The organism is Luteimonas sp. A277, assembly GCF_054052045.1.
Map to the genome: position 1 here is coordinate 109,232 of NZ_JBSVRG010000007.1, position 26,690 is coordinate 135,921.

General features: G+C 68.3%; 31 protein-coding genes, 1 tRNA gene and 1 other RNA gene. 24 read left to right on the forward strand and 9 right to left on the reverse strand.

Annotated elements, in window-relative coordinates; all coding sequences use genetic code 11:
* The first annotated feature begins 56 nt into the window (after positions 1–56).
* A complete protein-coding gene (locus ACW7G2_RS08500; protein ID WP_456974707.1) occupies positions 57–461 on the forward strand; it encodes a DUF6165 family protein in 405 nt (134 codons plus the stop codon).
* On the opposite strand, the gene ACW7G2_RS08505 is transcribed toward ACW7G2_RS08500, so the two are convergent.
* Complete coding sequence (locus tag ACW7G2_RS08505) at positions 458–1,537, reverse strand: glycosyltransferase family 9 protein (RefSeq protein WP_456974709.1); 1,080 nt, start codon at positions 1,535–1,537, stop codon at positions 458–460. The two genes, ACW7G2_RS08500 and ACW7G2_RS08505, sit on opposite strands and share 4 nt — an antisense overlap.
* A 21-nt stretch (positions 1,538–1,558) precedes the next feature.
* On the opposite strand from ACW7G2_RS08505, the gene ACW7G2_RS08510 reads away from it, so the two are divergent.
* From ACW7G2_RS08510 to ACW7G2_RS08535, 6 genes are all read left to right on the forward strand, one after another.
* The gene (locus tag ACW7G2_RS08510; protein ID WP_456974711.1) at positions 1,559–2,311 is read left to right on the forward strand and encodes a 3-deoxy-D-manno-octulosonic acid kinase; all 753 of its coding nucleotides are present in this window, start codon (positions 1,559–1,561) and stop codon (positions 2,309–2,311) included.
* Between the two features lie 2 nt (positions 2,312–2,313).
* Positions 2,314–3,072, forward strand: coding sequence for an MBL fold metallo-hydrolase (locus ACW7G2_RS08515; protein WP_456974713.1), 759 nt, complete (start codon positions 2,314–2,316; stop codon positions 3,070–3,072).
* Positions 3,069–4,097 (forward strand): GTP 3',8-cyclase MoaA, encoded by a 1,029-nt coding sequence (gene moaA, locus ACW7G2_RS08520; protein WP_456974715.1) that lies wholly within the window; start codon positions 3,069–3,071, stop codon positions 4,095–4,097. The genes ACW7G2_RS08515 and moaA overlap by 4 nt, the downstream gene beginning before the upstream one ends.
* A gap of 61 nt (positions 4,098–4,158) precedes the next feature.
* On the forward strand, positions 4,159–4,677 hold the full coding sequence (gene moaC, locus ACW7G2_RS08525) for a cyclic pyranopterin monophosphate synthase MoaC (protein WP_456974717.1): 519 nt from the start codon (positions 4,159–4,161) through the stop codon (positions 4,675–4,677).
* Positions 4,674–4,916, forward strand: coding sequence for a MoaD/ThiS family protein (locus ACW7G2_RS08530; RefSeq protein ID WP_456974719.1), 243 nt, complete (start codon positions 4,674–4,676; stop codon positions 4,914–4,916). Before moaC ends, ACW7G2_RS08530 begins: the two co-directional genes overlap by 4 nt.
* Positions 4,917–4,926: 10 nt before the next feature.
* Positions 4,927–5,358 carry a molybdenum cofactor biosynthesis protein MoaE gene (locus ACW7G2_RS08535; RefSeq protein ID WP_456974721.1) on the forward strand — a complete coding sequence of 144 codons (432 nt, stop codon included), beginning with the start codon at positions 4,927–4,929 and terminating at the stop codon, positions 5,356–5,358.
* A gap of 10 nt (positions 5,359–5,368) precedes the next feature.
* Here the strand turns inward: ACW7G2_RS08535 and ffs are convergent.
* Positions 5,369–5,465, reverse strand: an RNA gene (ffs, locus tag ACW7G2_RS08540) — signal recognition particle sRNA small type.
* 13 nt (positions 5,466–5,478) lie between these two features.
* A tRNA-Ser gene (locus ACW7G2_RS08545) sits at positions 5,479–5,571 on the reverse strand.
* A gap of 121 nt (positions 5,572–5,692) precedes the next feature.
* On the opposite strand from ACW7G2_RS08545, the gene dnaX reads away from it, so the two are divergent.
* The 4 genes from dnaX to ACW7G2_RS08565 are packed head-to-tail and all read left to right on the forward strand — an operon-like array spanning position 5,693 to position 8,995.
* Complete coding sequence (gene dnaX, locus ACW7G2_RS08550; protein WP_456974723.1) at positions 5,693–7,603, forward strand: DNA polymerase III subunit gamma/tau; 1,911 nt, start codon at positions 5,693–5,695, stop codon at positions 7,601–7,603.
* Positions 7,604–7,641: 38 nt separating this feature from the next.
* Positions 7,642–7,962, forward strand: coding sequence for a YbaB/EbfC family nucleoid-associated protein (locus ACW7G2_RS08555; RefSeq protein WP_456974725.1), 321 nt, complete (start codon positions 7,642–7,644; stop codon positions 7,960–7,962).
* 26 nt (positions 7,963–7,988) lie between these two features.
* Positions 7,989–8,582, forward strand: a complete 594-nt coding sequence (gene recR, locus ACW7G2_RS08560) for a recombination mediator RecR (protein WP_456974727.1) — start codon at positions 7,989–7,991, stop codon at positions 8,580–8,582.
* Positions 8,583–8,641: 59 nt separating this feature from the next.
* A complete protein-coding gene (locus ACW7G2_RS08565) occupies positions 8,642–8,995 on the forward strand; it encodes a histidine triad nucleotide-binding protein (protein ID WP_456974729.1) in 354 nt (117 codons plus the stop codon).
* A gap of 20 nt (positions 8,996–9,015) precedes the next feature.
* Here the strand turns inward: ACW7G2_RS08565 and ACW7G2_RS08570 are convergent, their stop codons facing one another.
* The 4 genes from ACW7G2_RS08570 to ACW7G2_RS08585 are packed head-to-tail and all read right to left on the reverse strand — an operon-like array spanning position 9,016 to position 13,475.
* Positions 9,016–9,552 (reverse strand): Slp family lipoprotein, encoded by a 537-nt coding sequence (locus ACW7G2_RS08570; RefSeq protein ID WP_456974731.1) that lies wholly within the window; start codon positions 9,550–9,552, stop codon positions 9,016–9,018.
* Positions 9,549–11,564 carry a transglutaminase TgpA family protein gene (locus ACW7G2_RS08575; protein WP_456974733.1) on the reverse strand — a complete coding sequence of 672 codons (2,016 nt, stop codon included), beginning with the start codon at positions 11,562–11,564 and terminating at the stop codon, positions 9,549–9,551. The genes ACW7G2_RS08570 and ACW7G2_RS08575 overlap by 4 nt, the downstream gene beginning before the upstream one ends.
* On the reverse strand, positions 11,564–12,541 hold the full coding sequence (locus ACW7G2_RS08580) for a DUF58 domain-containing protein (protein ID WP_456974735.1): 978 nt from the start codon (positions 12,539–12,541) through the stop codon (positions 11,564–11,566). The genes ACW7G2_RS08575 and ACW7G2_RS08580 overlap by 1 nt, the downstream gene beginning before the upstream one ends.
* On the reverse strand, positions 12,522–13,475 hold the full coding sequence (locus tag ACW7G2_RS08585) for an AAA family ATPase (RefSeq protein ID WP_456974737.1): 954 nt from the start codon (positions 13,473–13,475) through the stop codon (positions 12,522–12,524). Before ACW7G2_RS08585 ends, ACW7G2_RS08580 begins: the two co-directional genes overlap by 20 nt.
* A 67-nt stretch (positions 13,476–13,542) precedes the next feature.
* Between ACW7G2_RS08585 and ACW7G2_RS08590 the strand changes: the two genes are divergently transcribed.
* Positions 13,543–15,426: an ArnT family glycosyltransferase gene (locus tag ACW7G2_RS08590; RefSeq protein WP_456974738.1), complete on the forward strand. Its 1,884-nt coding sequence runs from the start codon at positions 13,543–13,545 to the stop codon at positions 15,424–15,426.
* Positions 15,427–15,432: 6 nt separating this feature from the next.
* Here ACW7G2_RS08590 and ACW7G2_RS08595 read toward each other — a convergent pair whose 3' ends face one another.
* Positions 15,433–16,005 carry a Maf family protein gene (locus ACW7G2_RS08595; protein WP_456974740.1) on the reverse strand — a complete coding sequence of 191 codons (573 nt, stop codon included), beginning with the start codon at positions 16,003–16,005 and terminating at the stop codon, positions 15,433–15,435.
* Between the two features lie 15 nt (positions 16,006–16,020).
* Positions 16,021–16,287, reverse strand: coding sequence for a hypothetical protein (locus tag ACW7G2_RS08600; RefSeq protein ID WP_456974742.1), 267 nt, complete (start codon positions 16,285–16,287; stop codon positions 16,021–16,023).
* A 233-nt stretch (positions 16,288–16,520) separates the two neighbouring features.
* On the opposite strand from ACW7G2_RS08600, the gene ACW7G2_RS08605 reads away from it, so the two are divergent.
* From ACW7G2_RS08605 to ACW7G2_RS08660, 12 genes are all read left to right on the forward strand, one after another.
* A complete protein-coding gene (locus ACW7G2_RS08605; RefSeq protein WP_456974744.1) occupies positions 16,521–17,030 on the forward strand; it encodes a YceD family protein in 510 nt (169 codons plus the stop codon).
* A 32-nt stretch (positions 17,031–17,062) separates the two neighbouring features.
* The gene (gene rpmF / locus ACW7G2_RS08610; protein ID WP_456974746.1) at positions 17,063–17,257 is read left to right on the forward strand and encodes a 50S ribosomal protein L32; all 195 of its coding nucleotides are present in this window, start codon (positions 17,063–17,065) and stop codon (positions 17,255–17,257) included.
* A gap of 108 nt (positions 17,258–17,365) precedes the next feature.
* Positions 17,366–18,361, forward strand: coding sequence for a beta-ketoacyl-ACP synthase III (locus ACW7G2_RS08615; RefSeq protein ID WP_456974748.1), 996 nt, complete (start codon positions 17,366–17,368; stop codon positions 18,359–18,361).
* Between the two features lie 225 nt (positions 18,362–18,586).
* Entirely contained in the window at positions 18,587–19,531 is a 945-nt protein-coding gene (gene fabD / locus ACW7G2_RS08620; RefSeq protein ID WP_456974750.1) for an ACP S-malonyltransferase, read from the forward strand.
* Between the two features lie 34 nt (positions 19,532–19,565).
* Complete coding sequence (gene fabG, locus ACW7G2_RS08625) at positions 19,566–20,312, forward strand: 3-oxoacyl-ACP reductase FabG (protein ID WP_456974752.1); 747 nt, start codon at positions 19,566–19,568, stop codon at positions 20,310–20,312.
* A gap of 121 nt (positions 20,313–20,433) precedes the next feature.
* Positions 20,434–20,673: an acyl carrier protein gene (gene acpP / locus ACW7G2_RS08630; RefSeq protein ID WP_456974754.1), complete on the forward strand. Its 240-nt coding sequence runs from the start codon at positions 20,434–20,436 to the stop codon at positions 20,671–20,673.
* Positions 20,674–20,851: 178 nt separating this feature from the next.
* Positions 20,852–22,090, forward strand: a complete 1,239-nt coding sequence (gene fabF, locus ACW7G2_RS08635; protein ID WP_456974756.1) for a beta-ketoacyl-ACP synthase II — start codon at positions 20,852–20,854, stop codon at positions 22,088–22,090.
* A gap of 43 nt (positions 22,091–22,133) precedes the next feature.
* A complete protein-coding gene (locus tag ACW7G2_RS08640; RefSeq protein WP_456974758.1) occupies positions 22,134–23,501 on the forward strand; it encodes an aminodeoxychorismate synthase component I in 1,368 nt (455 codons plus the stop codon).
* A gap of 57 nt (positions 23,502–23,558) precedes the next feature.
* Positions 23,559–24,626 (forward strand): endolytic transglycosylase MltG, encoded by a 1,068-nt coding sequence (mltG, locus tag ACW7G2_RS08645; RefSeq protein WP_456974760.1) that lies wholly within the window; start codon positions 23,559–23,561, stop codon positions 24,624–24,626.
* Positions 24,623–25,264, forward strand: coding sequence for a dTMP kinase (tmk, locus tag ACW7G2_RS08650; RefSeq protein WP_456974762.1), 642 nt, complete (start codon positions 24,623–24,625; stop codon positions 25,262–25,264). Before mltG ends, tmk begins: the two co-directional genes overlap by 4 nt.
* Positions 25,261–26,313 carry a DNA polymerase III subunit delta' gene (locus ACW7G2_RS08655; protein ID WP_456974764.1) on the forward strand — a complete coding sequence of 351 codons (1,053 nt, stop codon included), beginning with the start codon at positions 25,261–25,263 and terminating at the stop codon, positions 26,311–26,313. The genes tmk and ACW7G2_RS08655 overlap by 4 nt, the downstream gene beginning before the upstream one ends.
* Before the next feature lie 2 nt (positions 26,314–26,315).
* Complete coding sequence (locus tag ACW7G2_RS08660) at positions 26,316–26,675, forward strand: PilZ domain-containing protein (protein ID WP_456974766.1); 360 nt, start codon at positions 26,316–26,318, stop codon at positions 26,673–26,675.
* The last annotated feature ends 15 nt before the right edge of the window (positions 26,676–26,690 follow it).

The following is a 26,690-nucleotide window of genomic DNA, read 5'->3' on the forward strand; positions in this document are numbered from 1 at the left end:
GCCCGGCGGCCTTGCGGTTAAACTGCCGTTCCCAGATCACACCGGTGCCCAAGCCCATGCCTGAAGTCCAAGTGCCCGTTTCCTTTGGCGAACTGCTCGACAAGATCGCCATCCTGCAGATCAAGTCCGAGCGGATGCAGGACCCCGGCAAGCTGGCCAACGTGCGCAGGGAGCTGTCGGCGCTGGAAAGGACCTGGATGGCGCACCCGGCGGCCGGTCGCGACGTGGTCCGCCTGCGCGCCGACCTGAAGTCGGTCAACGAGCGTCTGTGGGAGATCGAGGACGAGATCCGCCTCCAGGAAAAGGCGGGGGCGTTCGACGAGGAATTCGTCCGCCTGGCGCGCAGCGTGTACTTCGAAAACGACGAGCGGGCTCGGATCAAGAAAGAGATCAACCTGGCGCTGGGCTCGTCCTTCGTGGAAGAAAAGTCCTACCAGGACTACCGCGGCGAGAGCGCCTAGCCTTTCGCCCCGGGGTCGTCGGCGCGGAAGCGCTCGAACGCGGCGATCGCGTCGTCCACCGTCACCAGCTCCATCACCCCGTCGTGCTCGATCTTGGTGCCCCAGCGCAGCTCTGCCGCCGGACGTTTGAGGTATTTGCGGGCGGCGGCGTCATAGCGGTCCACGCAGTAGCGCCGGTCCGAATAGGGCCCGCTGCGGGCGGGATTGCTGGCCGCGTGCAGGCCCAGCACCTTGGTGCCCATGGAGTTGGCGATGTGCATCGGGCCCGAGTCCGGGGTCATCACCAGGTCGGCGCGGGCCAGCAGGGCCGGCAGCTGTTTGAGCGTGTCCTTGCCGACCAGGTCGATGAGCGGCGCCTGGGTCCCGGCGGCGATGGCATCGGCGGTCTCGCGTTCCAGCGCACTGCGGCCCCCGCACAGCACCACCCGCCAACCCGCAGCCGCGGCATGGTCGGCCACGGCGGCGTAGCGGTCGGCGTACCAATTGCGGCGCACGTGACTGGAGCAGGGCGAAATCACCAGCGTGCGCACGTCATCCCTGGGCCATTGGGCGCGCGCCCACTCGTGCGCATCATCCGGTACCGGCAGGTTCCACACCGTCTTGCCGCGCGCCAGCCCCAGCGGCTCGCAGAAGCTGCCGATGGCGTCGAGCACGTGGATGCCGGGGCGATCGGCGATGCGTTCATTGATGAACAGTCCGTGCAGATCTTTCGAGCGCGCACGGTCGTAGCCGATCCTGCGCCGTGCCGGGATGAAAGCCGACAGCAGGTTGGCGCGGCCGGCCACTTGCAGCTGCAGCAAGGCATCAAAGCGGCGGTTCCCGAGTTCCCGGCGCACGGCGCGCATGCCGGCCACGCCGGACTTCTTGTCGTACACCACAAACTGCACCCCCGGCAGGCCGTCCAGCAGGCGCCGCTCGCCCTTGCCGATCACCCAGGTAAGCGAAGTTTCAGGCCAGGCCGAACGCAGGGTGTGCACCAGCGGCAGCACGTGGGTGACATCGCCAAGTGCCGACAGCCGCAGCAGGCAGATCGACCCCGGGACCGGGGTGCGGGAAGGCGGCGGTGGAAGTGGCATAAGGCTTGTTAGACTCGCTGGATGGTGAGATTCGACGCCACTGAAAGCCTGACGCCGTTCCGCGATGAAGGCGGCGGGTTTGGATCGATTCTGAGCGATGCCGCGATCGTGCGGCAAGTCGAGCAGGGCTGGTTCGACCCTGCCTGGTGGGGAGATGCTGCGCGCCGGGTGACCAGCGGCGGACGTGGTGGGGCGTGGTTCGTTGACAGCCCTGTCGGCCCGGCGGTGCTGCGCCACTACCTGCGTGGCGGGCTGGTGGCCAGGTTGAATCGCGACCTTCATCTGTGGCGGGGCAGCGAGCGAGTGCGCAGTTTTGCCGAATTCCGCCTGGCCCGCGAGCTGCACAAGAATGGGCTGCCGGTGCCCGAGCCGATCGCCGCCTGCTACCTGCGCCGTGGCCTGTTTTACCGCGCGGCCATCCTGGTTCAGCGGCTGAAAGACGTCGTCAGCCTGGCTGACCTCGTCAAGGCAGACAGCGCCGCCGCACCCTGGGAGCAGACCGGCGAGCTGGTGTCACGATGCCACCGCGGAGGACTCGACCACGTCGACCTGAACGCCCACAACATCCTGTTTGGAAACGACGGTCGCGGCTGGGTGATCGATCTGGACCGCTGCCAGCGTCGCCTGCCGCAGACCGGGTGGCGCATGCGCAACCTGGCGCGGCTGGAACGCTCGCTGCTCAAGCTGCATGGCGGACGCCCCAGGGCCGAGGTGCAGGCTGGTATCGCCCGTCTGCGCGCCGCCTATGACGCGCGCTGGGACAAGGGATATTGAGCATGGGCTGGGCGCTGCGATTTCACGGGGTTGGCAACGCCGACGCGGTCGAGCTGGGTAATTCCATGGCGACCATCGAACGCGATGGCGAGCCGTGGCTGACCATTGACTGCGGCAGCGAGGGATTGAGCGCGTACCTCGCCCATTACGGCCAGCCACCGCGGGCGCTGTTCATCACGCATACCCATATGGATCACGTGTCGGGGTTCGAACGGCTGTTTTCGCGGATGTATTTCGATCCGCAGCGGCGCGGTCGCGTGCCCGTTTACGTGCCGGCCAGCGTGGTGCCACTGCTGCACCAGCGGGTTGGTGATTACCCCAATGCGCTGGCTGAGGGCGGGGCGAATTTCTGGGAGGCATTCCAGCTGATCCCGGTGGGAGACTGGTTCTGGCATGACGGGGTGCGGCTGGAAACCTTTGCCGTGCGTCATCACTGGCCGCGCACCGCGTTCGGCCTGCGCCTGCCGGGCAGCCTGGTGTGGAGCGGGGATACCCGCCCGATCGCCGAACTGTTGAAGGTCTATGCGGCTGCCGGCGAAACCGTGGCCCATGACTGTGCCCTGCACGGCAATCCGTCGCACGCGGGATTGGACGAGCTGGAGCGTGAATACCCGCCCGAGCTGCTGGAACGCTGCGTTCTCTACCACTACGCAAGCGCCGCAGACGGCGACGCCATGCGGGCGCGCGGGCATCGGGTGGCCGCACCCGGCGAAATTTTGGCGTTGCAAGCGCCAACGTCGGGCATCATGGAGCAGTCATGAGTGCCGCTCCTGTCCCGAACCAGACTCCGCTTCCGCTCGACCGCCTCGGGCGTCCGCTGCGTGACCTGCGGCTGTCGGTGATCGAGGCCTGCAATTTCCGCTGCGATTACTGCATGCCGGCGGATCGGGTGCCCGACGACTACGGGTTTGATTCGGCGTCGCGGCTGTCGTTTGACCAGATCGAAACCCTGGTGCGCGGCTTTGCCCTGGCCGGCATGCGCAAGCTGCGCATCACCGGTGGCGAGCCGCTGTTGCGGCGCAACCTGCCCGAACTGATAACCCGGCTGGCTGCGGTCCCGGGCATCGAAGACCTGGCCCTGACTACCAATGGCAGCCTGCTGGCCCGCCAGGCGCAGGCGCTGCGTGATGCCGGCCTGCGGCGGTTGACCATCAGCCTGGATGCGCTGGAACCGGAGGTGTTCCGCCGGCTCAGCGGCGGGCGCGGCGAAGTCGCCCGGGTGCTGGAGGGCGTTCGCGCCGCGGAAGCGGCCGGATTTGAATCAATCAAGTTCAACTGCGTCGTCCAGCGCGGGATCAATGACGATCAGGTGCTGCCGCTGGTGGAGCATTTCCGCGGCAGCGGGCACGTACTGCGGTTCATCGAATACATGGACGTTGGTACTTGCAATGGCTGGGACCGGACGCGGGTAGTACCTTCCGCCGAGTTGCACGGGCTGATCCATGCGCGCTGGCCGCTGCGGTCGCTGGATCCGCAGCACCGCGGGGAGGTGGCCGAACGCCATGCTTTCGAAGACGGCGCCGGCGAAGTCGGCTTTGTCAGCTCGGTGACCGCGCCGTTCTGCGCCGACTGCAACCGCGCGCGGGTTTCGGCCGATGGCCATCTGTACACCTGCCTGTTCGCGGCCGGTGGGGTGGACCTGAAGCCTGCCCTGGACGGCGGCGAACTGGCCATGGCCGAGCACGTGGCCGGCCTGTGGTCGCGCCGCGCCGACCGTTACAGTGAACAACGCGGCACCGCCAGCGGCTCCGGTCGCCGGGTGGAAATGTTCCTCATCGGCGGCTGATCCGGCGCAGGCGTTTGCCGGGGGCCGGTATCATCAGGGGCCGCATTGTTTCCGGATGGCCATGTCCAGTTCTTCCCCCCAGGGCAAACTCACCCATCTCGACGCTTCCGGCCGCCCGGCCATGGTGGATGTGTCGGGCAAGGCGGTGACCGCGCGCGAAGCGGTTGCCGAGTGTCTGGTGCAATTTCCCGATGCTGTCGCCGCCCAGCTGCGCGAAAGCGGGCTGCGCAGCGCCAAGGGCGGCATCGTCGATACCGCCATCGTCGCCGGCACCATGGCGGTCAAGCGCACCCACGAACTGATCCCGTTCTGCCATCCGCTGCCGATCGATGGAGTGAAACTGTCCATCGACTGGCATGGCCAGAGCGAGCTGCTGGTGGTGTGTTCGGTCAAGACGGTGCACCGCACCGGGGTGGAGATGGAGGCGCTGACCGGAGCCACCATCGCCGCCCTGACCATCTACGACATGTGCAAGGCGCTTTCGCACGACATCGTGCTGGGCCCGGCCAGCCTGGCCGGCAAGCGCGGCGGCAAACGTGATTTCGGCCGCTCCGGCGGGGATTCGGGAGCAGGCGCATGACCCGCGTGACCGTGCTGTATTTCGCCAGCCTGCGCGACGCCGCCGGCTGCGAGCGCGAAACCTTGCCGACCGCAGCAGCGGACCTGCGCGCCCTGTACCTGGAGCTGCAGCAGAAGCACGGCTTTGCGTTACCCGCCGATCGGCTGCGGGTCGCAGTGGACGGCGCCTTTGCGCGCTGGGAGGACGCACCCGCCGAAGGTGCGGAGATCGCATTCATTCCGCCGGTCAGCGGCGGCTGAGCAGACCGATATGAAACGCTTCCGTATTTCCGACACGCCTTTCGACGCATCCGCTTTGCACGCGCGGCTGCAGCACGACGCCGCCGGCGCCTGCAGCATCTTCGAAGGCTGGGTGCGCAATTACAACGAAGGCCGGCCGGTGCGCGGGCTGCGCTACGAGTCCTACCGCGAGCTGGCCGAGTCCGAGGGCGAAAAGATCCTGGAAGAAGCCTGCGAGCGCTTTTCACTGGCCCAGGCGGTCTGCGTGCACCGGGTGGGCGAGCTGGCCATCGGCGAGCTGGCCGTATGGGTGGGCGTGTCCGCCGGGCACCGCGACATGAGCTTCGAGGCCTGCCGCTGGGTCATCGACGAGGTCAAACACCGCGTGCCGATCTGGAAGCACGAGCATTACGTGGATGGCGATGCCGGCTGGCTGCATCCAGATGAGGGTGCGCCTGCCTGAAAAGGCGATGACCCCGCCAGTTGACCTCGGCACCCGCGTCGAACGATACCGTTGCTGCCTTCCGGCCCTGGCGGAGTTTTCGATCTAGCGTTGCGAGGGACCGACGGGGTCACCATAGATTGGCGGAGAGAGGGGGATTCGAACCCCCGAAGCGCGGTTTAGACGCTTACACACTTTCCAGGCGTGCTCCTTCAACCGCTCGGACACCTCTCCGCACTGGGTCCCGGCGCCGATGAACAGGTGCCGGGCCGGCAATTCTACGCTCCGGCACGATGCGGAACAAGGAACATGATGAACCGGCTGGAAGGGGCGGCCGGCATGGCAGAATGGGCGCATGTCCTATCTCGTCCTCGCCCGCAAGTGGCGCCCCCGCCGTTTCGATGAACTGGTTGGCCAGGAGCACGTGGTCCGGGCCCTCAGCAACGCGCTTGATACCGGCCGCGTGCACCACGCGTTCCTGTTTACCGGCACCCGGGGCGTGGGCAAGACCACCATCGCCCGCATCTTCGCCAAGAGCCTGAACTGCGAACAGGGCACCTCGGCCGAGCCCTGCGGCCAGTGCAATTCCTGCCGCGATATCGATGCCGGCCGCTTCATCGACCTGCTTGAAATCGACGCCGCCAGCAACACCGGCGTCGACGATGTGCGCGAGCTGATCGACAACGCCCAGTACATGCCGTCCCGCGGGCGGGTGAAGGTGTACCTCATCGACGAAGTGCACATGCTCTCCAAGTCCGCCTTCAACGCGCTGTTGAAGACGCTGGAAGAGCCGCCAGGACACGTGAAGTTCCTGCTGGCCACCACCGATCCGCAGCGCCTGCCGGTGACCGTGCTGTCGCGCTGCCTGCAGTTCAACCTGAAGCGGCTGGACCTGGACCAGATCGAAGGCCAGGTCGCGAAGATCCTGCAGGCCGAGGAGATTGAATCCGAGCCAGCGGCCATCCGCGAGCTGGCCAAGGCCGCCGATGGCAGCCTGCGCGACGCGCTGTCGCTGCTGGACCAGGCCATTGCCTACACCGGCGGCAAGCTGGACGATGCCGGCGTGGCCGCGATGCTCGGCACCGTGGACCGCACCCGGGTGGCAGCGCTGCTGGACGCGCTGTCGGCCGGTGACGGCCAGGCCCTGCTGGCCGAGGTGGAGACCCTGGCCGGGTTCTCGCCGGACTGGGGCAGCGTGCTCGACGCCATGGCCGAAGCGCTGCACCGGATCCAGGTGCGTCAGCTGGTGCCGGGCAGCGTGGTGGAGGCCGACGGCGTGGACCTGGACGCGCTGGCGTCCAGCCTCAGGCCCGAGGTGGTGCAGCTGTGGTACCAGATGGCCCTGACCGGGCGCCGCGACCTGCCGCTGGCGCCCAGCCCGCGCTCGGGTTTCGAGATGAACGTGCTGCGGATGCTGGCATTCCGCCCGCAGCAGGGCGAGAGCCCAGGATCCGCCGCGCAGCCATCCACCGCGTCGAGCGGTCGGGGCGCTGTCAGCGGGCATGCCGCTGCGGCGATGGCCCGGGCGGCGTTGGATGCTGCCCCCGCGGCGCAGGCCGCACGCGCCCCGGAGCGTCCCGCGCGGCCGTCGGCCAGCCAAGCTCCGCCGCCCGTTTCTCCGCCGCAGCCCCCGCCGCAGCCCACGCCGGAAGAGCAGCCGGCCAGTCGGCAGCAGGCGCCGCCGCCGGTCCGCCAGCCCGCGCCGGACGCAGCTCCGATCCGCGCCAGCATGGATCGTCCCCGTATGGATCATCCGTCGGCACCGCCGCACTCCGACCCCCCCCGCTCCGAGCCGCCCCGTTCCGAGGCGCCAGCCCGGGCGGCCACGCCGCCGGCCGCTCCTGCTCCTGTTAATGCTCCCGTTGCTGCCGCCGTTGATGCAGCCACGTGGCCAGACCTGATCACCCGCCTTGGGCTGCGTGGACCGGTTCGCGAGCTGGGTGCGCATACCGCGTTCGTGGGCTATGACAGCGGCGTGCTGCAGCTGTCGTTGCCGCCCTCGGACGACCATCTGAAAGCGCCCTTCCTGGTTGACCAGCTGGCCGCCGCGCTCGGCCCCCATTTCGGCGCCGCGCCGCAGATCCGTTTCTCCGCCGAGGCGCCGGCCCAGGGTGAAACCCTGCATGAGCGCCGCGTGCGCGAGCAGGATGCCCGTCAGCGTGAGGCCGAAGGCGCATTCATGGCCGACCCCGACGTGCAGCGCCTGATGGCCCAGCCGGGAGCCAAGCTCGTGCCGGATTCCATACGCCCCTTCGACGATAATTGACCGTCGCAACCCAGACCCTACGACCCGAGGTGAACCCGATGCGTGGAAACATCGCCCAGTTGATGCAGCAGGCGCAGAAGATGCAGGAAAACATGCAGCGCGCCCAGGAAGAGCTGGCCAATCTAGAAGTCACCGGCAGCGCCGGCGGCGGGATGGTGGAAGTGACCCTGACCGGCCGCATGGAATGCCGCAAGGTGAGGATTGATCCCGCCGCGCTGTCGGACCCGGAAATGGCCGAAGACCTGGTGGCCGCCGCGTTCAACGACGCTGTCAACAAGGTCAACGCCCAGTCCCAGGAGCGGATGGGTGCGGCTACCGCCGGCATGAACCTGCCGCCCGGCATGAAGATGCCGTTCTGACCACCTGCCTGCCCGGGAGAGGGTGATTGTCAGTCCTGCTTGAACAGCTGATCGACGCGCTGCGGGTGCTGCCCGGCGTCGGTCAGAAGAGCGCCCAGCGCATGGCCTATCACCTGCTCGAACGCGAGCGTGAGGGAGGCAGGCGGCTGTCTTCTGCGTTGGCCGAGGCGGTCGAACGCGTCGGCCATTGCGAGCGCTGCCGGGACTTCAGCGAGACAGCCGAGTGTGCTGTCTGTGCCAGTCCTTCGCGCGATGGGCACCAGCTGTGCGTGGTGGAAACCCCCGCGGACCGGCTGGCGATCGAACAGGCCACCGACTATCGCGGGCTGTATTTCGTGCTGCAGGGCCGGCTGAGTCCGCTCGACGGCATTGGCCCGCGTGAGCTCGGGCTGGACCGGCTGGCCGAACGCCTGGCCGGTGGTGAGGTGCAGGAACTGATCATTGCCACCAACCCTACGGTCGAGGGCGAAGCCACAGCCCACTACCTGGCACAGCTGGGCCGTCAGCACGGCGTGCGTCCCAGCCGTCCGGCGCACGGATTGCCGCTGGGCGGCGAGCTCGAGTACATCGACCGGGGCACGCTCTCGCACGCCTTCGGCAGTCGCAGCGAAGTCCCGTAGCCGCGCGGCGCGCGATCCTGCGGCCTCCTACAATGGAGGCCCCTTCCAGGAGCCGCACGATGAGCGAGGACACGATTTTCCACAAGATCATGCGGGGCGAGATCCCGGCCGATATCGTCCATGAGGACGAACACATGATCGCCTTCCACGATATCGCCCCGCAGGCGCCGGTGCATATCCTGTTCGTGCCGAAGAGGACCATCCGTTCCCTGGATGAAGCGGGCCCGGCGGATGCGGAGCTCGTGGGCCGGCTGGCGACTGCCGCGGCCGACTATGCGCGGCGGGAAGGTCTGGCCGAGCGCGGCTATCGGATCGTCATGAACTGCAACGATGAAGGCGGCCAGACCGTGTATCAGATGCACCTGCACCTGCTGGCAGGTGCGCCGCTGGGGCGCTTCGGCACCGCCGCGTAAACCGGCTCAGGTCGGGCGGCTCACCACCACCATCCGTACGGATGCCAGAAGTACGGGTGGGGGTGCGGGTGGTGGATGATGGTGCGAGTGTCGCTGCGTTCGGGCCACAGATAGACCACGTCGGCATCCATGCGCGGCAGGCGGTAGTCGTATTCGCCAATGCGGGTGTCCTCATAGCCGGCAATGCGCCCGGTAAAAGTCACCTCACGATCAGCGTTGAACACCGCCGGGTCGTAGAAACCACTGCGGCAGGCCATGAAACGCCCGTCGCCTCCATCCGGGTTCTGCGAGGGGCGGCCGTATGAGTCCAGTTGCGCCGACAGCATGGTGAAACAGGTGCGGTCCGCCTGCGGCTCCACCTCGATCACCCGCCCGCCCCAGCGCACAGGAGCGCCGGTGTGGTTACCGGCACTGGCTTGTTGCGGGGTCACCGGCAGGTACTCGCCTTGCAGCGGGACCGGCTGGGTCACGCAGCCGCTGAGCAGCACGCCGGCCAGGGCCAAGCCGGCAATCAGGGCACCCAGTTTGTTGCGGGGCCGCTTGGTAAGGGGTGTCATGTCGGATCCTCCAGTCTGGCGTTGCGCCGCGGCCGGTGCGCGAGCAGGTCGCGGACCAGGGCGCGGGCAGACGCCGGGTCAGCCTTGCGGTCAGCGTAGCGCCATTGGATGAAACGCGCGCTGAGCGGCTCCAGTGTGGTGGCGGCATCGGGCAGGGCAGCGGACACCCGACGGGTCCACGCAGCGGCGGGCTCGTGCGGATCAGGCGCCATCCCCAGCCGGGCGTAGCGCTCACCCATGCGGCGCCAGGCACGCAGCACCGGATCCCGCTCGCGCTCACCGCGCGCCACCAGCCACAGCATCCACGCCAGGGCCAAGCCCGCCAGTGCCGAAAACAGGATCACCAGCTGCGATACGCCAAGGTCCTGGATGCCGACGGGCGCCAGCAGGCGCCGCTGCCGGGAGGCGTCGAAGCCAAGGAAGGCGTTGTTCCAGCCGCGCCGCATCCAGTCGCCCAGTTCCGATGCCACGGCAATGTTGCCGAAGATGTCCAGCCCGACCTGCGGGCGGTCTTCCAGGGTGTCGAAGATACGCTCCGGCGCCACCGCGGCAGTCGGGTCCACCCGCACCCAGCCGCGTCCATCCAGCCACACCTCGGCCCAGGCGTGTGCGTCCATGCGCCGCACCACCCAGTAATCGCCGAAACGGTTGCGGTAACCGCCCGCGTAGCCGGTCACCACCCGCGCCGGGATGCCGGCCGCGCGCATCAGCACCACGAACGCCGAACTGAAGTGCTCGCAGAAGCCGGCCTGCTCATCGAACAGGAATTCATCCACAGAATGGCGGCCGGGCAGAGGCGTGGCCAGGGTGTAGGAAAACTCGTTGGTGACCCACTGCAGGGCGCGCTTGACGATCTGCAGGTCGTCCGTGGGTCCGGCCTCGGCGCGCCACTGCCGGGCAAGCGTGAGGGTGCGCGGGTTGAAGCCTTCGGGCAGGCGCAGTGCGGCCTGGCGCAGCATCGGGCGCAGTTCCGCTTCGAAATCCTCCGCCGGAGCGGAACGCATGCGCCAGCGTTGCACCTGCCCCAGCGGCCGGGGCGACACCATGCTGTAGTCGTGGGCCAGGTGCAGTCCATCCGGCGCGGACAGCGGCAGCTCCAGCGCCACCACGTGGCGACGGTCGGTCGGCTCGGCCTCGATGTCGTATTCCCAGACGGGTTCGCCGCGGACCACCCCGGCAGGCGGCAATCCGCGTGACCAGGCGGAACGCTCCCAGGTGCGGCCATCGAAGTCGATCAAAACCGGCCCGCGCCAGTACATCTGGTAGGCCTCCGGCACCGGACCGTGGAACTTTACCCGCAGCGCGGGCGAATCATCGCCCATGAAGTCGATCCATTCGCCGGGTGACATGGTGTCCGACAGGCCGGGCCGCGCGACTGCCCGGTCCGGCACACCCCACATCGGTGAGGCGATGCGGGGAAACAGCCAGAACGCCGCCAGGGCCAGCGGCAGGCCCACGACAACCAGGCGGCCGGTGGTGCGCAGCCTCCACCAGGCCCGGCGGGACCCTTGCGCCGCCCGCGGGCCATTGGCTGCCGGCCCGGCATCCCCCGACTCCAGCTCCGACAGGCGCAGCAGCGCCATCAAGGCCAGCACTGCGCCCATCAGGCCCAGCAGCAGGGACAAGGGGCCCTGATCAAGCAGGAAGGTGGCGAACGGGGCGAACAGGGCGAAGCCAAGCAGGCTGCGGGCATCGCGCAGGCTGCGCAGTTCCATCGGCTTGATCGCCAGCATGGCCGCCAGAAGGGCGCAGCCGGTATCGCGGCCCAGGTGGAAGTTGAAATTGACCAGCACCAGGCCGAACAGGGCCAGCGCCAGCAGCGGTCGCGGCCAGGCCGGGAGGTGTCTGCGCCAGGACAACAGCAGCGCCAGCAGGCCGAGCCCGGTGATGCCGCTGGCCACGTTGCCCGGCAGCTGCAGCAGCAGCGGCAGCAAGCAGGCGCCTGCGGCGGCCAATGACCAGCGCCGGCTGGACAGATCCAGGGGTGGGGAAGGGCGGCGACGGCGGGCCATCAGGCGGCCTCCTCGCCGGGCAGCAGTGCCAGCGCACGCAGACAGGCGTGGCGATGAGCAGGGCCGCTGGCCGGACCCATTGGCGGGTGTCCGGGCAGCAGCAGCCGGTAGCGACGCTGATCGCGTTCGGCCTCGTCGATCCAGCGTGCCAGCCGCCGGATCCGTGCTTCTGCCGCCAGCGCGTCGAGCGCACTCCAGTCCAGGACGATATCGGCGCCCTGGGGTTCCTCGTACTCGCGCACCAGCAGCACATCGCGCCGAGCAGAAGGCTTCCAGGCAATGGCCCGGCGGCTGTCACCGCTGCGCCAGGTGCGCAGGTGGTGCAGGTCGTCGCCGGCCGGGTGCATGCGTGCCTGGGCGTTGTCGCCGGCGCCCAGGGGAAGAGGCGGACCATCGGCCTCGGGTGAGGGATAGACCAGCAGCGGCTCCTGCGGCCAGACCCAGCTCCAGGCCCGTGCCAGCCCCAGCGGGCGGGTGGTGGAAATCCGCAGGCGGTCCAGGGGCAGCCATCCGCGGCGGACAGTGGGGATCTCCAACGCCGCTTCCCCACCGCCCCGGTCGAGCGATAGGCGCGTAGTGGCGGTTTCCGCTTGCACCAGCAGCCCGCGCCGTGGCCTGCGTGGATCGGCGCGCAAGTGCACGCGCAGCAGCAGGGGTTTGCCGGCTGCAACCGGCTCGGCACCCACCGCATGCACCACCAGGCCGCTCAGCTGCAGGTGAGCTGCGATCAGGCTGGCCAGGGCGGTGCCGGCCAGCATCAGGGCCAGCAGCAGGGCAGGGTTATTGTTGTAGTTGAGCGCGCCCACGCCCATGGTCACCAGCAGGATCAGGAAAAAAAGCCCGAACGCCGTAGGCAGCACATAGGTGCGACGGCGGTCGAACCGGACCGGCAGCGGTTCCGGGTGGCGTGGGCGGGCGAGCAGCTGCAGCCGGCGGACCGGTCCGCGCGCGCCCGGGTCAGTCCACCGGGACCGCATGCAGGATCGCCCGGGACAGGGCCACGCCGTCGGAGGCGTCGGTTTCGGGCACCAACCGGTGACCTGCCACCGCGGCAAACAGCGCCTGGACGTTATCGGGCAGCACATGGTGCTGACCGCGCATCAGCGCATGCGCCCGCGCCGCGCGCAACAGGGCGATCCCCGCCCGCGGCGACAGGCCCACGCGGACGCCGTCATGGTGGCGGCTGCGGTTGACCAGCGCCTGCACGTAGTCGACCAGGGCCTCGCTGGCATGCACTGCTGCGGCTGCTGCGCGCAGGCGGGTCAGGTCCTGCAGGTCGAGCACCGCAGTGGTGCTGGCGATCAGGTCGCGGCGATCGCGACCGGCCAGCAGCTCGCGCTCGGCAGCCTGGTCGGGATAGCCCAGGCTGATCCGCAGCAGGAACCGGTCGAGCTGCGAGTCGGGCAGCGGGTACGTGCCGGCCAGGTCCAGCGGATTCTGGGTGGCGATGACAAAGAAGGGGTCCGGCAACCGATGGGTGCGACCGTCCATGCTGACCTGGCGCTCGGCCATGGCTTCCAGCAGGGCGCTCTGGGTGCGGGGCGGCGCGCGGTTGATCTCATCGGCCAGCAGTACGTGGGTGAACACCGGGCCCTGGTGGAACTCGAACTTGCGCGTGCCGGTGTCATAGATCGACACGCCCACGATATCCGAGGGCAGCAGGTCGGAAGTGAACTGGGCCCGCTGGAAGCCGAGCCCCAGGGTGGCCGCCAGCGCATGGGCCAGGGTGGTCTTGCCCAGGCCGGGCAGGTCCTCGATCAGCACGTGGCCGTCTGAAAGCAGGGCGGTGAAGGCCAGCCCCACCGCTTCGTGTTTGCCCAGTACCAGGCTGTTGACCTGTCCCTGTGCCGCGTCGAGCGCGCTTAACAATCCGTCGGTTAGCATGTCCGCCGGCGCTGGGGATACTGACATCTGCCTCTCCGGTTCTCGGGGCGCAATTTCGCGCTGGCGCCAATCCAGTGTAACGGGTGGAATACGGATGCCGAACGCCAACGACATGCGTGATGATGGACTGCAGATCGCCGGGGCGAAACGCGCCTTCGTTGCGCTGTGGCTGGTCGTCCTGCTGCTCAAGCTTGGGGTTGCCACCCAGCTTCCGCTGTTCGTGGACGAGGCATTCTACTGGCAGGAAGGGCAGCATCCCGGCTGGGCCTATTCCGACCTGCCGGGACTGACCGCGTGGCTGATCAGGCTCGGGGTTGAAGTAGCGGGCAACAACCATTTCGGCGTGCGCCTGCCCTTCCTGCTGATGGGCGCGGCGCTGCCGTGGATGATGGTCGGGATGGTGCGCCGCGAGCTGGGCGAGGGCAGCGCGCCCTGGCTGGCCGGCAGTGCGACGGTGCTGCTGCCACTGGCCGGCACGCTGGGCATCATGGCGCTTCCCGATGTGCCCATGGCGCTGGCCACCATGCTGTGTCTTGACGCGGGCGCGCGCCTGCTGCGTCGCGTGGATAACGGCGCGGTGCTGCTGTTGGCGCTGGGGCTGGCGATCGGTGCGCTCAGCCACTATCGCTTCATTGCGGTGATCGGCGTGGGTGTGATCGCGCTGGCGCTGCTGCCGGGCGGACGGCGGGCATTGCGTGATCCGCGGGTGTGGATCGCGGTCGCATTCGGCGCAGCCGCCTGGGTGCCGCTGCTGGCCTGGAATATCGAGAACGCCGAGGCCGGGCTGCGTTTCCAGCTGGTCGAGCGTCATCCCTGGGCGCTGCATGCCAGCGGCTTCAGTTTCATTCCGCTGCAGGCCGCCTTCGTGACTCCGCTGCTGCTGGCCGGACTGCTGCTGGCGGGCTGGCGCGGCGCGTGGCGCGGCGAGCGCGAGGTGGTGCGGCTGTTCGGCCTGCTTGGCGGACTGGTGGTCCTGGGCTTTTTCGCCCTGGGCTTTTTTGCCGATACGGAGCGGGTCAGCTTTCACTGGCCGCTGCCGGGTTACCTGGCGTTGATCCCGCTGCTGCCGGCGCTGTTGGCAAGCTGGCCGCACTGGCTGCGGCGCGCCACCTGGGCGCTGGCCGCTGCCGGGCTGGTGGCGGTGTTCGCCTACTACGCGGCCGTGTCGATCCCCTCCGTGCGCGCCCAAAGTGCCGCCTGGAAGTGGTATCCCTCCAACTTCGCCGGCTGGAACGTGCTGGCTGACGCGGTGGAGGAAGAGCTGGCGCAGATGCCGGAGGGCACGCGACTGGTGGCCGACAACTTCAAGATCGGGGCCGAACTGGGCTTCCGCCTGGACAACCCCCGGATCAAGGTCCTGGATCATCCGCTCAACCGGTTCCATGGCCGCGCGCCGCAGCTGCAGCTGTGGGGGCTGGAGACAGCGGGCCGGTCGCAGTGGGGCGATGACCCGGTGCTGCTGGTGGTGGGCGCCAGCGATGTGCCCTACCGCAACCTCCTGCGCCGCTACCACGCGCTGTGCGAGCGCGTCGGGCCACTGCCCGCGCCGCGGCGGGTGCTCAACGTGGACCATGGCAGCCAGCGCTTCCTCCTCTTCGCTCTTGACCCTGATGCAGGAGACAGTGCCGGCTGCACCGCGCCGGCGATGGCCTGGATTGATACGCCTGTGAGCGGTGGCCGGACCGGCTGGCCAATGGAGGTCACCGGCTGGGCGTTCAAGGATGGCGTTGGTATTTCGCGGGTGGAGGTGCTGCTGGACGGGGCGACGGTAGCCGACGCCGAATACGGGCTGGATTCCCCGGGGGTGGCGAACTACTGGCAGATCTCCACCGATCCCCTGCATCCGCGCGTCGGATTCCAGGCGACGGTCGAGGGTCAGCCGCTGACGCGGTCCGGACGCTACTGGCTGGGTCTGCGCCTGCATGGGCGCGATGGCAGCGTTGAAGAGTGGAGCGAGCAGCCGGTCATCATCGAATGACCCGCCCTAGGGCAATGCAAACCCCGCAGCGCGCAGCAGGCGGCTGGTGGCAATCAGGGGAAGGCCAACCAGGGCCGTGGGGTCCGTGCTGCGGATTGATTCAAACAGGGTGATGCCCAAGGCTTCGGCCTTGAAGCTGCCCGCACAGTCGAACGGCTGCTCGGTATCCACGTAGCGTTCAATCTCCCCGGCGGACAGCGGCCGGAAGCTGACCGTCGTGGTGTCCAGCGCAGCGTGGACCGGCTCGCCATGCTGGGCCAGGGCCACCGCAGTGTGGAAGCGCACCTCACGCCCGGACATTGCGCCCAGCTGCGCAATGGCGGCCTGGCGATGGCCCGGCTTGCCAAGCGGGATGCCGTCCAGTTCCGCCACCTGGTCGGAACCGATCACCCAGGCCGTGGGTTCATCCGCGGCGACCACCTCCGCCTTCAGTTGCGCCAGTCGTCCCGCCAGCGCAGCAGGCGGCTCGGCGGGCAGCGGGGTTTCATCGGCCTGTGGCCGGATCGTGTCGAACGTCAGGCAAAGCCGCTGCAGCAGTTCGCGTCGATACGGTGAGGTTGAAGCCAGGATCAGTCGCATGGGCAATTCCCGGTGTCAGTGCTGGGGCGCCCGCGCGCGCTCGATCTGCAGCAGCTGCCCTTCGATGCGTTGGCGGGCGTGATCGATCGATTGGCGGACCGCGTCAAGCTGCTGCAGCGAGGCGCTGGCTCCGTGTTCCTGCAGCCACAGGCGCTGGCGCAGCATTTCCTGCAAGGCCTCCTGCACCGGGTTCTGGTGGTCACCGGCAACCGCCTGGATCTCGGCCCGGGCGGCGCGCAGTCGCGTTTCCAACGCATCGGCCGCATCAAGCACGCCGGACATGGCGCGGTTGCGACGCCCGACCGCGCGGCGCCTTGAAAAGGCCCAGGCACAGGCGAGAATGAGCGCTGCAGCGAGAAGTGCGGAGAGGAGTGGGGTCACGGCATGGGAGGCGGTGGGTCAGCGGCCAGTCTGCAGGCCACCGGCGGGACGGGCAAATTTCCCCGCCGCGCCCGGGCAATCGGAGCAGGGGTGGTTTGACACCGCGCCGCTGCAGCCCTACCATTTCGCCTCTTATGTCCGCGGAACTGTCCAGAAACGTCGATTGGCGGCGCGCAGTCGCTGCAGGTCGGGAACTGGAAGGACAGTTGCCGCTGGCCGGGATGGCGCGTCTTTGTGATTTGCTGTTCGATGCCGAAGGCCAGGTGCAATGGTCGGCCGGCTTCGGGCGCGATGAACTGGACGTGCCGTTCGTGGAAGTCCGTGTGGATGCGCGGCTGCCGCTGGAATGCCGGCGGACGCTGCAGCGGTTCGAGCATCCGGTGCAGATCGTGCAGCGCTACGGGATGATCCGTGACGAGGCCGATGAAGCCGCACTGCCGGAAGGCTATGAGGCGCTGCTGCCGGATGGGGACGGATACGTGGATCCGGTTGCGCTGGTGGAGGATGAACTGATCCTCGCCGTGCCACTGATCCCGGTCAGCCCCGGTTCGGAATCGGTGGAGCGGGACTGGCCCGTTCACGCGGACGAAGAAATGCGCGCCAACCCGTTTTCGGCGTTGGCGGAACTTAAAAAGAAACTTTAGAAACAACTGAACCTGTTGCTGGAGCAATTCCCATGGCTGTGCAGAAATCCCGTGTCTCCCCCTCCCGCCGTGGCCAGCGCCGCGCGCACGACAAGCTGACGGCCAAGCAGCTGTCCACCGATCCGACCACCGGCGAGATCCACATCCGCCACCACATCACCGCTGACGGTTACTACCGCGGCAAGCAGGTGATCGTGCCGCGCGCGGGCGTCGTCGAAGAAGACTGATCCCAAGCGCCGCCGTCGCAGGACGGCGGCCCTGCGGGCAACGCGTGCCGCTGCGCCCGTGTAGCATGCCCCGGAGAAGCCGGGCATCCGGCCGAGGACGGGTTGCAGATGAATCAAACGGGTACGCCCCAGCGCGTGTTTTCGCGCATTGCGGGCACTGGCAGCTATCTGCCGGAGAATGTGGTCACCAACGACGACCTGGCCAAGGTCGTGGACACCAGCGATGAATGGATCGCGGCCCGCACGGGCATCCGCCAGCGTCACGTGGCGGCCGAGGGTGAAACCACTTCGGACTTGGCTTACCACGCGTCGATGCGCGCGCTGGAAGCGGCCGGCGTCAAGCCGGAAGAGCTCGACCTGATCGTGCTCGGTACCACCACCCCTGATCTGATTTTTCCCTCCAGCGCCTGCCTTTTGCAGCACCGGCTGGGTGCCAACGGCTGTGGCGCGTTCGACGTCAACGCCGCCTGCTCCGGCTTCCTGTTTGCGCTGTCGGTCGCCGACAAGTTCATCCGTACCGGCGATGCGAAGACCGTACTGGTGGTGGGCGCGGAAACCCTGACCCGCATGGTCGATTGGGAAGACCGCACCACCTGCGTGCTGTTTGGTGACGGCGCCGGCGCGGTGGTGCTCAAGGCCGATACCGAAACCGGCATCCTCAGCACCCACCTGCACGCCGACGGCGGCAAGAAGGAGCTGCTGTGGAACCCGGTGGGCGTGTCGGTCGGCTTCAAGGAAAACGAGAAGAACGCCGGCGTGCGCATCAGCATGGCGGGCAGCGAAGTGTTCAAGCACGCGGTCCGCGCGCTGGATTCCGTAGTCGATGAGACGCTGACGGCCAACAACCTGGACAAGAGTGATCTTGACTGGCTGATCCCGCACCAGGCCAACCTGCGCATCATCGAAGCGACCGCCAAGCGGCTGGACATGTCGATGGACCGGGTGATCGTGACCGTGGATCGGCATGGCAATACGTCGTCGGGTTCGGTGCCGCTGGCATTGGACGAAGCGGTGCGCTCGGGCAAGGTCGAGCGGGGCCAGCTGGTGCTGCTGGAAGCTTTCGGCGGCGGTTTCACCTGGGGTTCGGCGCTGCTGCGCTACTGACCCCGGATGCCCGCAAGGCGGGCATCCCCCTGGCTGTCACCACGGGCCGCCCGCATGTTCGCGGGCGGTTTGCGTTTTGCGTGCGGTGCGTGAAAACGGCGCCAGTGCGCGGTCGTACGGCCAACAGGCCCCTGTTTCCGATAGTGCTACATACGCCGTCGTACAGACATCCTGACGGCCAGGCCGGTATCATTGGCGGTTGGCTTTCGACTGCGGGTGTGTGTGTTGACCGATTCCCGGCTTGCTTTCGTGTTTCCCGGCCAGGGTTCCCAGTCGCTGGGGATGCTGGCCGATCTGGCCGCCAGCCACGCGGAGATCACCACCGTGTTCGCCGAGGCCTCCGAAGGCGCCGGCGTGGACCTGTGGGCGCTGGCCCAGGGTGGCCCGGAAGAACAGCTGAACACCACCGAATTCACCCAGCCCGCACTGCTGGCCGCAGGTGTGGCGGTTTACCGCGTTTGGCAGGCACGGGGTGGGGCGCAGCCGGCGTTGATGGCCGGGCACAGCCTGGGTGAATACGCCGCGCTGGTCGCCGCCGGGGTGTTGCCGCTGGGCGACGCCGCCCGACTGGTACGCCTGCGCGGACAGCTGATGCAGGCTGCGGCGCCCGCCGGCACGGGTGCCATGGCGGCCGTGCTGGGTGCCGAGCACGAAGTAGTGGCCGAGGCCTGCGAGCAGGCTTCCGGCGATGGGGTGGTGGTGCCGGCAAACTTCAATTCCCCCGGACAGGTTGTGATCGGCGGACATGCGGCCGCGGTTGATCGTGCGCTGGCCCTGCTGGGCGAACGCGGCGTGCGCAAGGCGGTCAAGCTGGCGGTCAGCGTGCCCTCGCATACGCCGCTCATGCGCGAGGCCGCCAACCGGCTGGCCACCGCCATGGGCGAGCTGCAGTGGAATGATCCCGAAGTGCCGGTGGTGCAGAACGTTGACGCCGAGGTGCACGAGGGCGCGCATGCCATCCGCGATGCGCTGGTACGCCAGCTGTACCTGCCGGTGCAGTGGACCGGCTGCGTGCAGGCGCTGGCGTCACGCGGTGCCGGCGTGATCGCCGAGTGCGGCCCTGGCAAGGTCCTTTCCGGCCTGGTCCGGCGCATCGACCGTTCGCTCCAGGCGCTGCCGCTCGGCACGCCGGAAGACTTTGACGCCGCGCTGGCACAATGGAAAAGCTGACGCGGCACCATCGCACCTGCAAGGAACCCAACCCATGACCCAACCCCTGAAGGGCGAAATTGCCCTCGTCACCGGCGCCAGCCGCGGTATTGGCGCATCCATCGCAGACCTGCTGGCAGAGCAGGGCGCGACCGTGATCGGCACTGCCACCAGCCAGGCCGGCGCGGATGCGCTCGCCGCGCGCCTGGCCACGATCGGCACGGGCCACGGCCGGGTGCTGGACGTGGCCGACGGCGACGCCATCGACGCGCTCATCGCCGAGATCGGCAAGGAATTCGGAGCCATCTCCATCCTCGTCAACAATGCCGGCATCACCCGCGACAACCTGTTGATGCGGATGAAGGACGAGGATTGGCAGGCGATCCTGGATACCAACCTGACCAGTGTCTACCGCGCTTCCAAGGCGGTGATGCGCGGCATGATGAAGGCGCGCAAGGGCCGGATCATCAACATCGCCTCGGTGATCGGGGTGATGGGCAACGCCGGCCAGTCCAACTATGCCGCGGCCAAGGCCGGCGTGATCGCCTTCAGCAAGTCGCTGGCCCGGGAAATCGGCTCGCGCGGCGTGACCGTCAACGTGGTGGCCCCCGGCTTCATCGCCACCGACATGACCCGCGACCTGCCCGAAGACGCAAAGCAGGAAATGTCGAAGCAGATCGCGCTGGGCCGCCTCGGCGACCCGGCAGACGTGGCTGCGGCAGTGGCTTTCCTTGCCGGACCGTCGGCTGCCTACATCACCGGCGAGACCCTGCACGTCAATGGCGGCATGTACATGCCGTAACCCCCATTCCGGGGCGTAAGCCCCTGAACAGGAAAGGGCGGCGGCGGGCTTCGCCGAACGCCCGGCTTTCCCTTAAACTATCCGGCCGCAAGAATTTTCGGCCCCACGGAGCAAAGTACCCATGAGCAGCATCGAAGAACGCGTCAAGAAGATTGTGGTGGAGCAGCTGGGCGTGAAGGAAGACGAGGTCAGCGCAAGTGCTTCCTTTGTCGACGACCTTGGCGCCGACTCGCTGGACACCGTGGAACTGGTGATGGCCCTCGAGGAAGAGTTCGAGTGCGAGATCCCTGACGAAGAAGCCGAGAAGATCACCTCGGTGCAGCAGGCCATCGATTACGTCAAGACCAACGTCAAGGCGTAATCGCGAACGGTCGGGATGCGCAGGCCATCGGTCGCGCATCCAGGGCCGTGCACCGCCCCGGGCTGGTCCAGGGGCGGGGCACTGATGGACACGGGGCCGCATTTGCGGCCTCGTGCATTTCCGGGGCAGCGCGATCAGCGCGCCCGTCAGTTACCGGTATCTATCCAAGGAGCACTCCATGTCCAAACGACGCGTGGTCATCACCGGCCTGGGCATCCTGTCGCCGCTGGGCGCGGACCTGGCTTCCAGCTGGGATGGCATCGTGGCCGGGCGTTCGGGCATCGGGCCGATTACCCACTTCGACGCATCCGCGTTCCCCACCCGGATCGCCGGCGAAGTTCCGGACTTCGACGCCACGAAGTGGATCGCGCCCAAGGACGTGAAGAAGATGGACCCGTTCGTGCACTACGGCGTGGGCGCCTCGATGATGGCCATTGCCGACGCCGGGATGGAGATCGATGAATCCAACGCCGAGCGCATCGGTGTGGCCCTCGGCGCCGGGATCGGCGGGCTCAAGGGCATCGAGGAAACCACCATCAAGTACCACGAGGGTGGTCCGCGCAAGATCTCGCCGTTCTACGTGCCCAGCACCATCATCAACATGGTTGCCGGACAGGTGTCGATCATGACCGGCGCCAAGGGACCGAACATCGCCGCGGTGACCGCCTGCACCACGGCCACCCACAACATCGGCCTGGCAATGCGCATGATCCAGTACGGCGATGCCGACGTGATGATCGCCGGCGGCGCCGAGTACGCCACCACCCCGACTTCGCTGGGCGGCTTCTGCTCGATGCGTGCACTGTCGACCAACAATGAAAACCCGCAGCAGGCCTCCCGTCCGTGGGACAAGGGTCGCGACGGCTTTGTCATGGGCGACGGCGCCGGCGTGCTGATCCTGGAGGAGTACGAGCGGGCGAAGGCGCGTGGCGCGCGCATCTACGCCGAGCTGGCCGGCTTCGGCATGAGCGGCGACGCGTACCACATGACCGCGCCCAGTGAGAGCGGCGAGGGCGCGGCGCGCTGCATGGCACACGCCATTGCCGACGCGCGCCTGGATGTGGAGCGGATCGGTTACATCAACGCCCACGGGACTTCGACGCCGGCCGGCGACCTGGCGGAAACCATGGCGATCAAGGCTACCCTGGGCGCGCACGCCCGGAAGGTGGCGGTCAGCTCCACCAAGTCGATGACCGGGCACCTGCTCGGGGCCGCGGGCGGGGTGGAAGCGGTGTTCTCCGCCATGGCGATCCAGTCCGGCATCCTGCCGCCCACGATCAACCTGGACGATCCTTCCGAAGGCTGCGACCTGGACTACATACCGCACACCGCCCGCGAGGCAAAGGTGGACGTGGTGATGTCCAACTCGTTCGGATTTGGCGGCACCAACGGCACCCTGGTCTTTACCCGGGTCTGACCCACCGGGGCGCACCGCGCCCCCGCTGTCCAGGACCGGCTCCATGCTGATCTCCCGTCCGCTGCCGGCCGATCCTGGCCTGCTGGCGCTGCACCGTGCGGCGCCCGCGCGCTATCCGGTGCTGCTGCAGTCCGTTGCCCATGGCACGGCCCAGGGGCAGTGGGACATGTTGCTGGCGTCAACCGGCGCTTGCCTGACTCTCGATGCCGACGGCCTCACCCGTGATGGCGCGGGAACCCTGCTGGACACCCCCTTCCTGGAGGCGCTGGATGCACAGTGGCGCCAGCTGCGGACGCCACGGGTGGAGCCGCGGTGGCCCTTCCGCGGCGGCTGGGCACTGCTGCTGGGCTATGAGCTGGCTGCCCAGGTGGAACCGGTCCTGCGTCTGCCGCCGGCGCCCGGCAACCTGCCGGCAGCCGTTGCGCTTCGCTGCCCCGCAGCGGTGCTGCGTGATCGAGGCAGCGGTGAATGCGTGGCGGTGGCCGAGCGTGGACATGAAGACCTGCTTGATCGGATCGTGGCCGACGCCGCGGTGGTGGCAGCACAGCCTGCGCTGCCGCCGTGGGCGGCGCCGGTCGATCTGATGGAAGACGATCCCGAAGCCTTCACCGCAGGGGTGGAAAGGATCCTGGCGTACCTTGCCGCCGGCGATGTGTTCCAGGTCAATCTTTCCCGCGCCTGGCAGGCGCGCTTTGCCATGGCGCCGGAGCCAGCCGCCGTCTATGCGCGGCTGCGCGAAGCGAGCCCCGCGCCGTTTTCCGGCCTGTTTTGCGGTGGGGGCTGGGCGGTGGCCAGCGCGTCGCCCGAGCGCCTGGTCTCGGTGCGCGGGGACGTGGTCGAGACCCGGCCGATCGCCGGGACCCGGCCGCGCCTGCCAGGTGACGACGATGCCGTCCGGATCCAGGAGATGGTGGGCGACCCCAAGGAGCGCGCCGAGCACGTGATGCTGGTGGATCTTGAGCGCAACGATCTGGGCCGGGTGTGCGAGCCGGGTAGCGTGGAGGTCGACGAGCTGATGACAGTGGAGAGCTATGCCCAGGTCCACCACATTGTCAGCAACGTGCGCGGCCGCCTGCGCGCGGATACGACGCCCGGCGAGGTGATTGCGGCGGTGTTCCCCGGCGGCAGCATCACGGGCTGTCCGAAGGTGCGCTGCATGCAGATCATCGCTGAACTGGAAGGCGTCGGCCGCGGCGCATACACCGGAGCGATGGGCTGGTTGAACCGCGATGGCGACATGGACCTGAACATCCTGATCCGCAGTGCGGAGGTGGAGGGAACGACCCTGCGTTTTCGCACCGGCGCGGGCATCGTTGCCGATTCGGTGCCCGGGCGCGAGCTGGCCGAAACGCGCGCCAAGGCTCGCGGCATGCTGCTTGCACTGGGTGGATCGGCTGCTCCTCCCGCGTGAGCCATCAAGGTATCCTGAAGCCATGATTGGATCTCCAACTTTCCAGGGCGTCCGCCGGTGAGTGCAAAAGGCGGACGCAGGCGCGCAATCGGGCTGTTTTTCGTGGTCTCGGCGCTGCTCGCCGGGGTCTTCGCATACCTGGCTTACGCACGCTGGCAGAACTTCGTGGATGGCCCGCTCACGGGTATCGATGAAGGCCAGACGCTTGTAGTGGAGCGCGGCGACTCGTTCCTGCGGATGCTCGACAAGCTGCGCGAGGCCGGCATCAGCGACGGCCACCGAATCGAGTGGCAGCTGCTGGCCCGCCGGCTCGACGCCGGTGGCCGGCTGCACGTGGGTGAGTACCGGCTGGAGCCTGGCATGAGCGCGCGTACGCTGCTGCTCGCCATGCGCGAAGGCCGGGTGATCCGGCACCGCTTCACCCTCGTGGAGGGCTGGAACATCCGTGAGTTGCGCGCGGCCCTGGCCACCGCGACGCCGCTGGTGCACGAGACCCGGGACTTCGATGACGCCGGGCTGATGGCAGCGCTCGAGCGCCCGGGCGTACATCCGGAGGGCCGTTTCCTGCCGGAAACCTATCTCTATACCCGTGGCGACAGCGACCTGGACCTGCTGCGCCGCGCCGCCGCCGCCCTGGACCGCGAGCTGGAGCAGGCCTGGGAGCAGCGTGCCGATGGACTGCCGCTGCAAAGCGCCGAAGAGGCGTTGGTGCTGGCGTCCATCATCGAGAAGGAAACCGGCATTGCCGAAGAGCGCGGCACGATCGCCGGCGTGTTCACCCGCCGCCTGCAACGCGGCATGCGCCTGCAGACCGATCCGACCGTGATCTATGGAATGGGCAGCTCCTACGACGGAAACATCCGCCGTCGCGACCTGCAGACCGATACCCCTTACAACACCTACACCCGCGACGGCCTGCCGCCGACGCCGATCGCCATGGCCGGGGCCGACGCCATCCGCGCCGCCACCCGGCCCGAGGCAGGCGATGCGCTGTACTTCGTGGCCGTCGGCGATGACAGCGGCCGGCACGTGTTCTCCCGCACCTATGCGGAGCACCAGGTTGCTGTGCGCGAATACGTGCGCCGCTACCGGGAGCGTTTTGCCCCGGGGGCCCGGTCGCAATGAGCACCTTGCCGACTCATCCGCGCTTCGTCAGCCTGGAAGGCGGCGAGGGCGCCGGCAAGACCACGGTACTCGGCACCCTGCGCCGCGCCCTGGCGACCGGTGGCGACGAAGTGGTGCTGACCCGCGAGCCGGGCGGGACGCCGCTGGCCGAAACCATTCGCAGCCTGCTGCTGGATCCCGGACACGAACCCGCTGCGCCGGAGACCGAGCTGCTGCTGATGTTTGCCGCGCGTGCCCAGCACGTGCGTGAGGTGATCCGTCCCGCGCTGCAGCGCGGCGCCTGGGTGCTGTGTGACCGCTTCACCGATTCCAGCTATGCCTACCAGGGCGGCGGCCGGAGGCTGGATGCGGGCTTGATTGAAACCCTGGAGCACGCGGTGGTTGGCCTGCGTCCCGGGCTGACCCTGTTGCTGGATCTTGATGTGGTGACCGGGCGCGAGCGAACCCGCGGCCGCGACCTGGTGCCCGATCGCATCGAACGTGAGCGCGACGGCTTCTTCGAGCGCGTGCGCGCGGTGTTCCGCGACCGTGCCGCGGCCGAGCCATCGCGGTTCCGGGTGATCGATGCCGCGCAGCCAGTGGAAGCGGTGGCTGCGGCCGCGCTGGCCGCGCTGCAGGTGTGGCGGGAGGCGCAATGAGCAATACGCACGACCAGCCACTGACGCCCTGGCAGCAGCGCGTGTACGACCAGGCCGCGGCGTCGCTGGACGCTGGCCGCATGGGCCATGCGCTGTTGTTCAGCGGGCCGGCCATGCTGGGCAAGCGCCGGGTGGCCGAACGCCTCGCCGCGCGCCTGCTGTGCCAGGCGCCCGATCACGGCGCGCGTCCCTGCGGCGCCTGCCGCGGCTGCAGCCTGTTCCAGGCGCGCTCGCAGAAGGAGCCGCTGGAGCAGCGCCCTGACGGCTCCCTGTCCCATCCCCGGGGGCACCCGGCGCACCCCGATGCGATTTTCGTGGGCCATGCCTGGCGCATGACGCCGTCGCCGCCCAGGCAGATGACGGTCATCCCCGTGGACCAGGTGCGCGCTTTGTCCGAGCGCCTGGCTACCACGCCCCAGTACGGCGTGGTGAAGGTTGCCATCATTGATCCGGCCGAGGACATGAACACCAACGCCGCCAACGCCCTGCTCAAGACGCTCGAAGAGCCGGTTCCGGGGCGCTACCTGTGGCTGTTGAGTGCCAATCCGGCGGGGCTGCCCGCCACCATCCGCAGCCGCTGCCAGCGGCTGGAATTCCGCTTGCCTTCCATGGCCGAAGGTCTGTCCTGGCTGGAACAGCAGGGGCATGCCGCGACGGCTGCGGCCGAAGCCCTGGATGCCGCACGCGGCCATCCGGGCCTGGCGGACTCCTGGCTGCGCGACGGCGGCATCGAGCTGCGGCGTGAAGTGGCGGCGGACCTGGCGGGTCTGGCACGCGGTGAGCTGGCGCCTTCGGAGGTGGCCAAACGTTGGACCGATGGCGATGTCGCCGCCCTGCGCCTGCGCCATGCGGCCGACTTCGTCCTGGCCAGGGCGACGGACTTGACCGACCCCCGGTCTAGCCGCAGTCTTGCTGAATGGTTTGATGAAGCCAACCGCACCCGCGATCTGCTGCGTACCACCGTACGCGCGGACCTGGCGGTGGGCGCACTGCTGCTGCAATGGCATGACCTGACCGCGGCCCGCCGCGAGCCGGGTAGGAGGAGATAGACATGGGGGCAACCGTACCGGGCATGCGCCAGGGGATCCTGTCGCTGGTGCTCAAAGACAAGGCGGGGCTGTACAACGCCTACATGCCGTATCTCAAGCACGGCGGCATCTTCGTGCCGACGCCCAAGCGGTACTTCCTCGGTGATGAGGTCTTCCTGCTGCTGACCCTGCCCGAAACCCAGGACCGGGTGCCGGTGGCCGGCAAGGTGGTCTGGGTGACGCCCACCGGTGCCCAGGGCAACCGCACCGCCGGCGTTGGCGTGCAGTTCGCCGACAGCAACGAGGGTGAAGCGGCCAAGGGCCGCATCGAGACCCTGTTGGCCGGGACCCTGAATTCGGACAAGCCGACCCACACGATGTAGGCCGGCTGCTGCCGG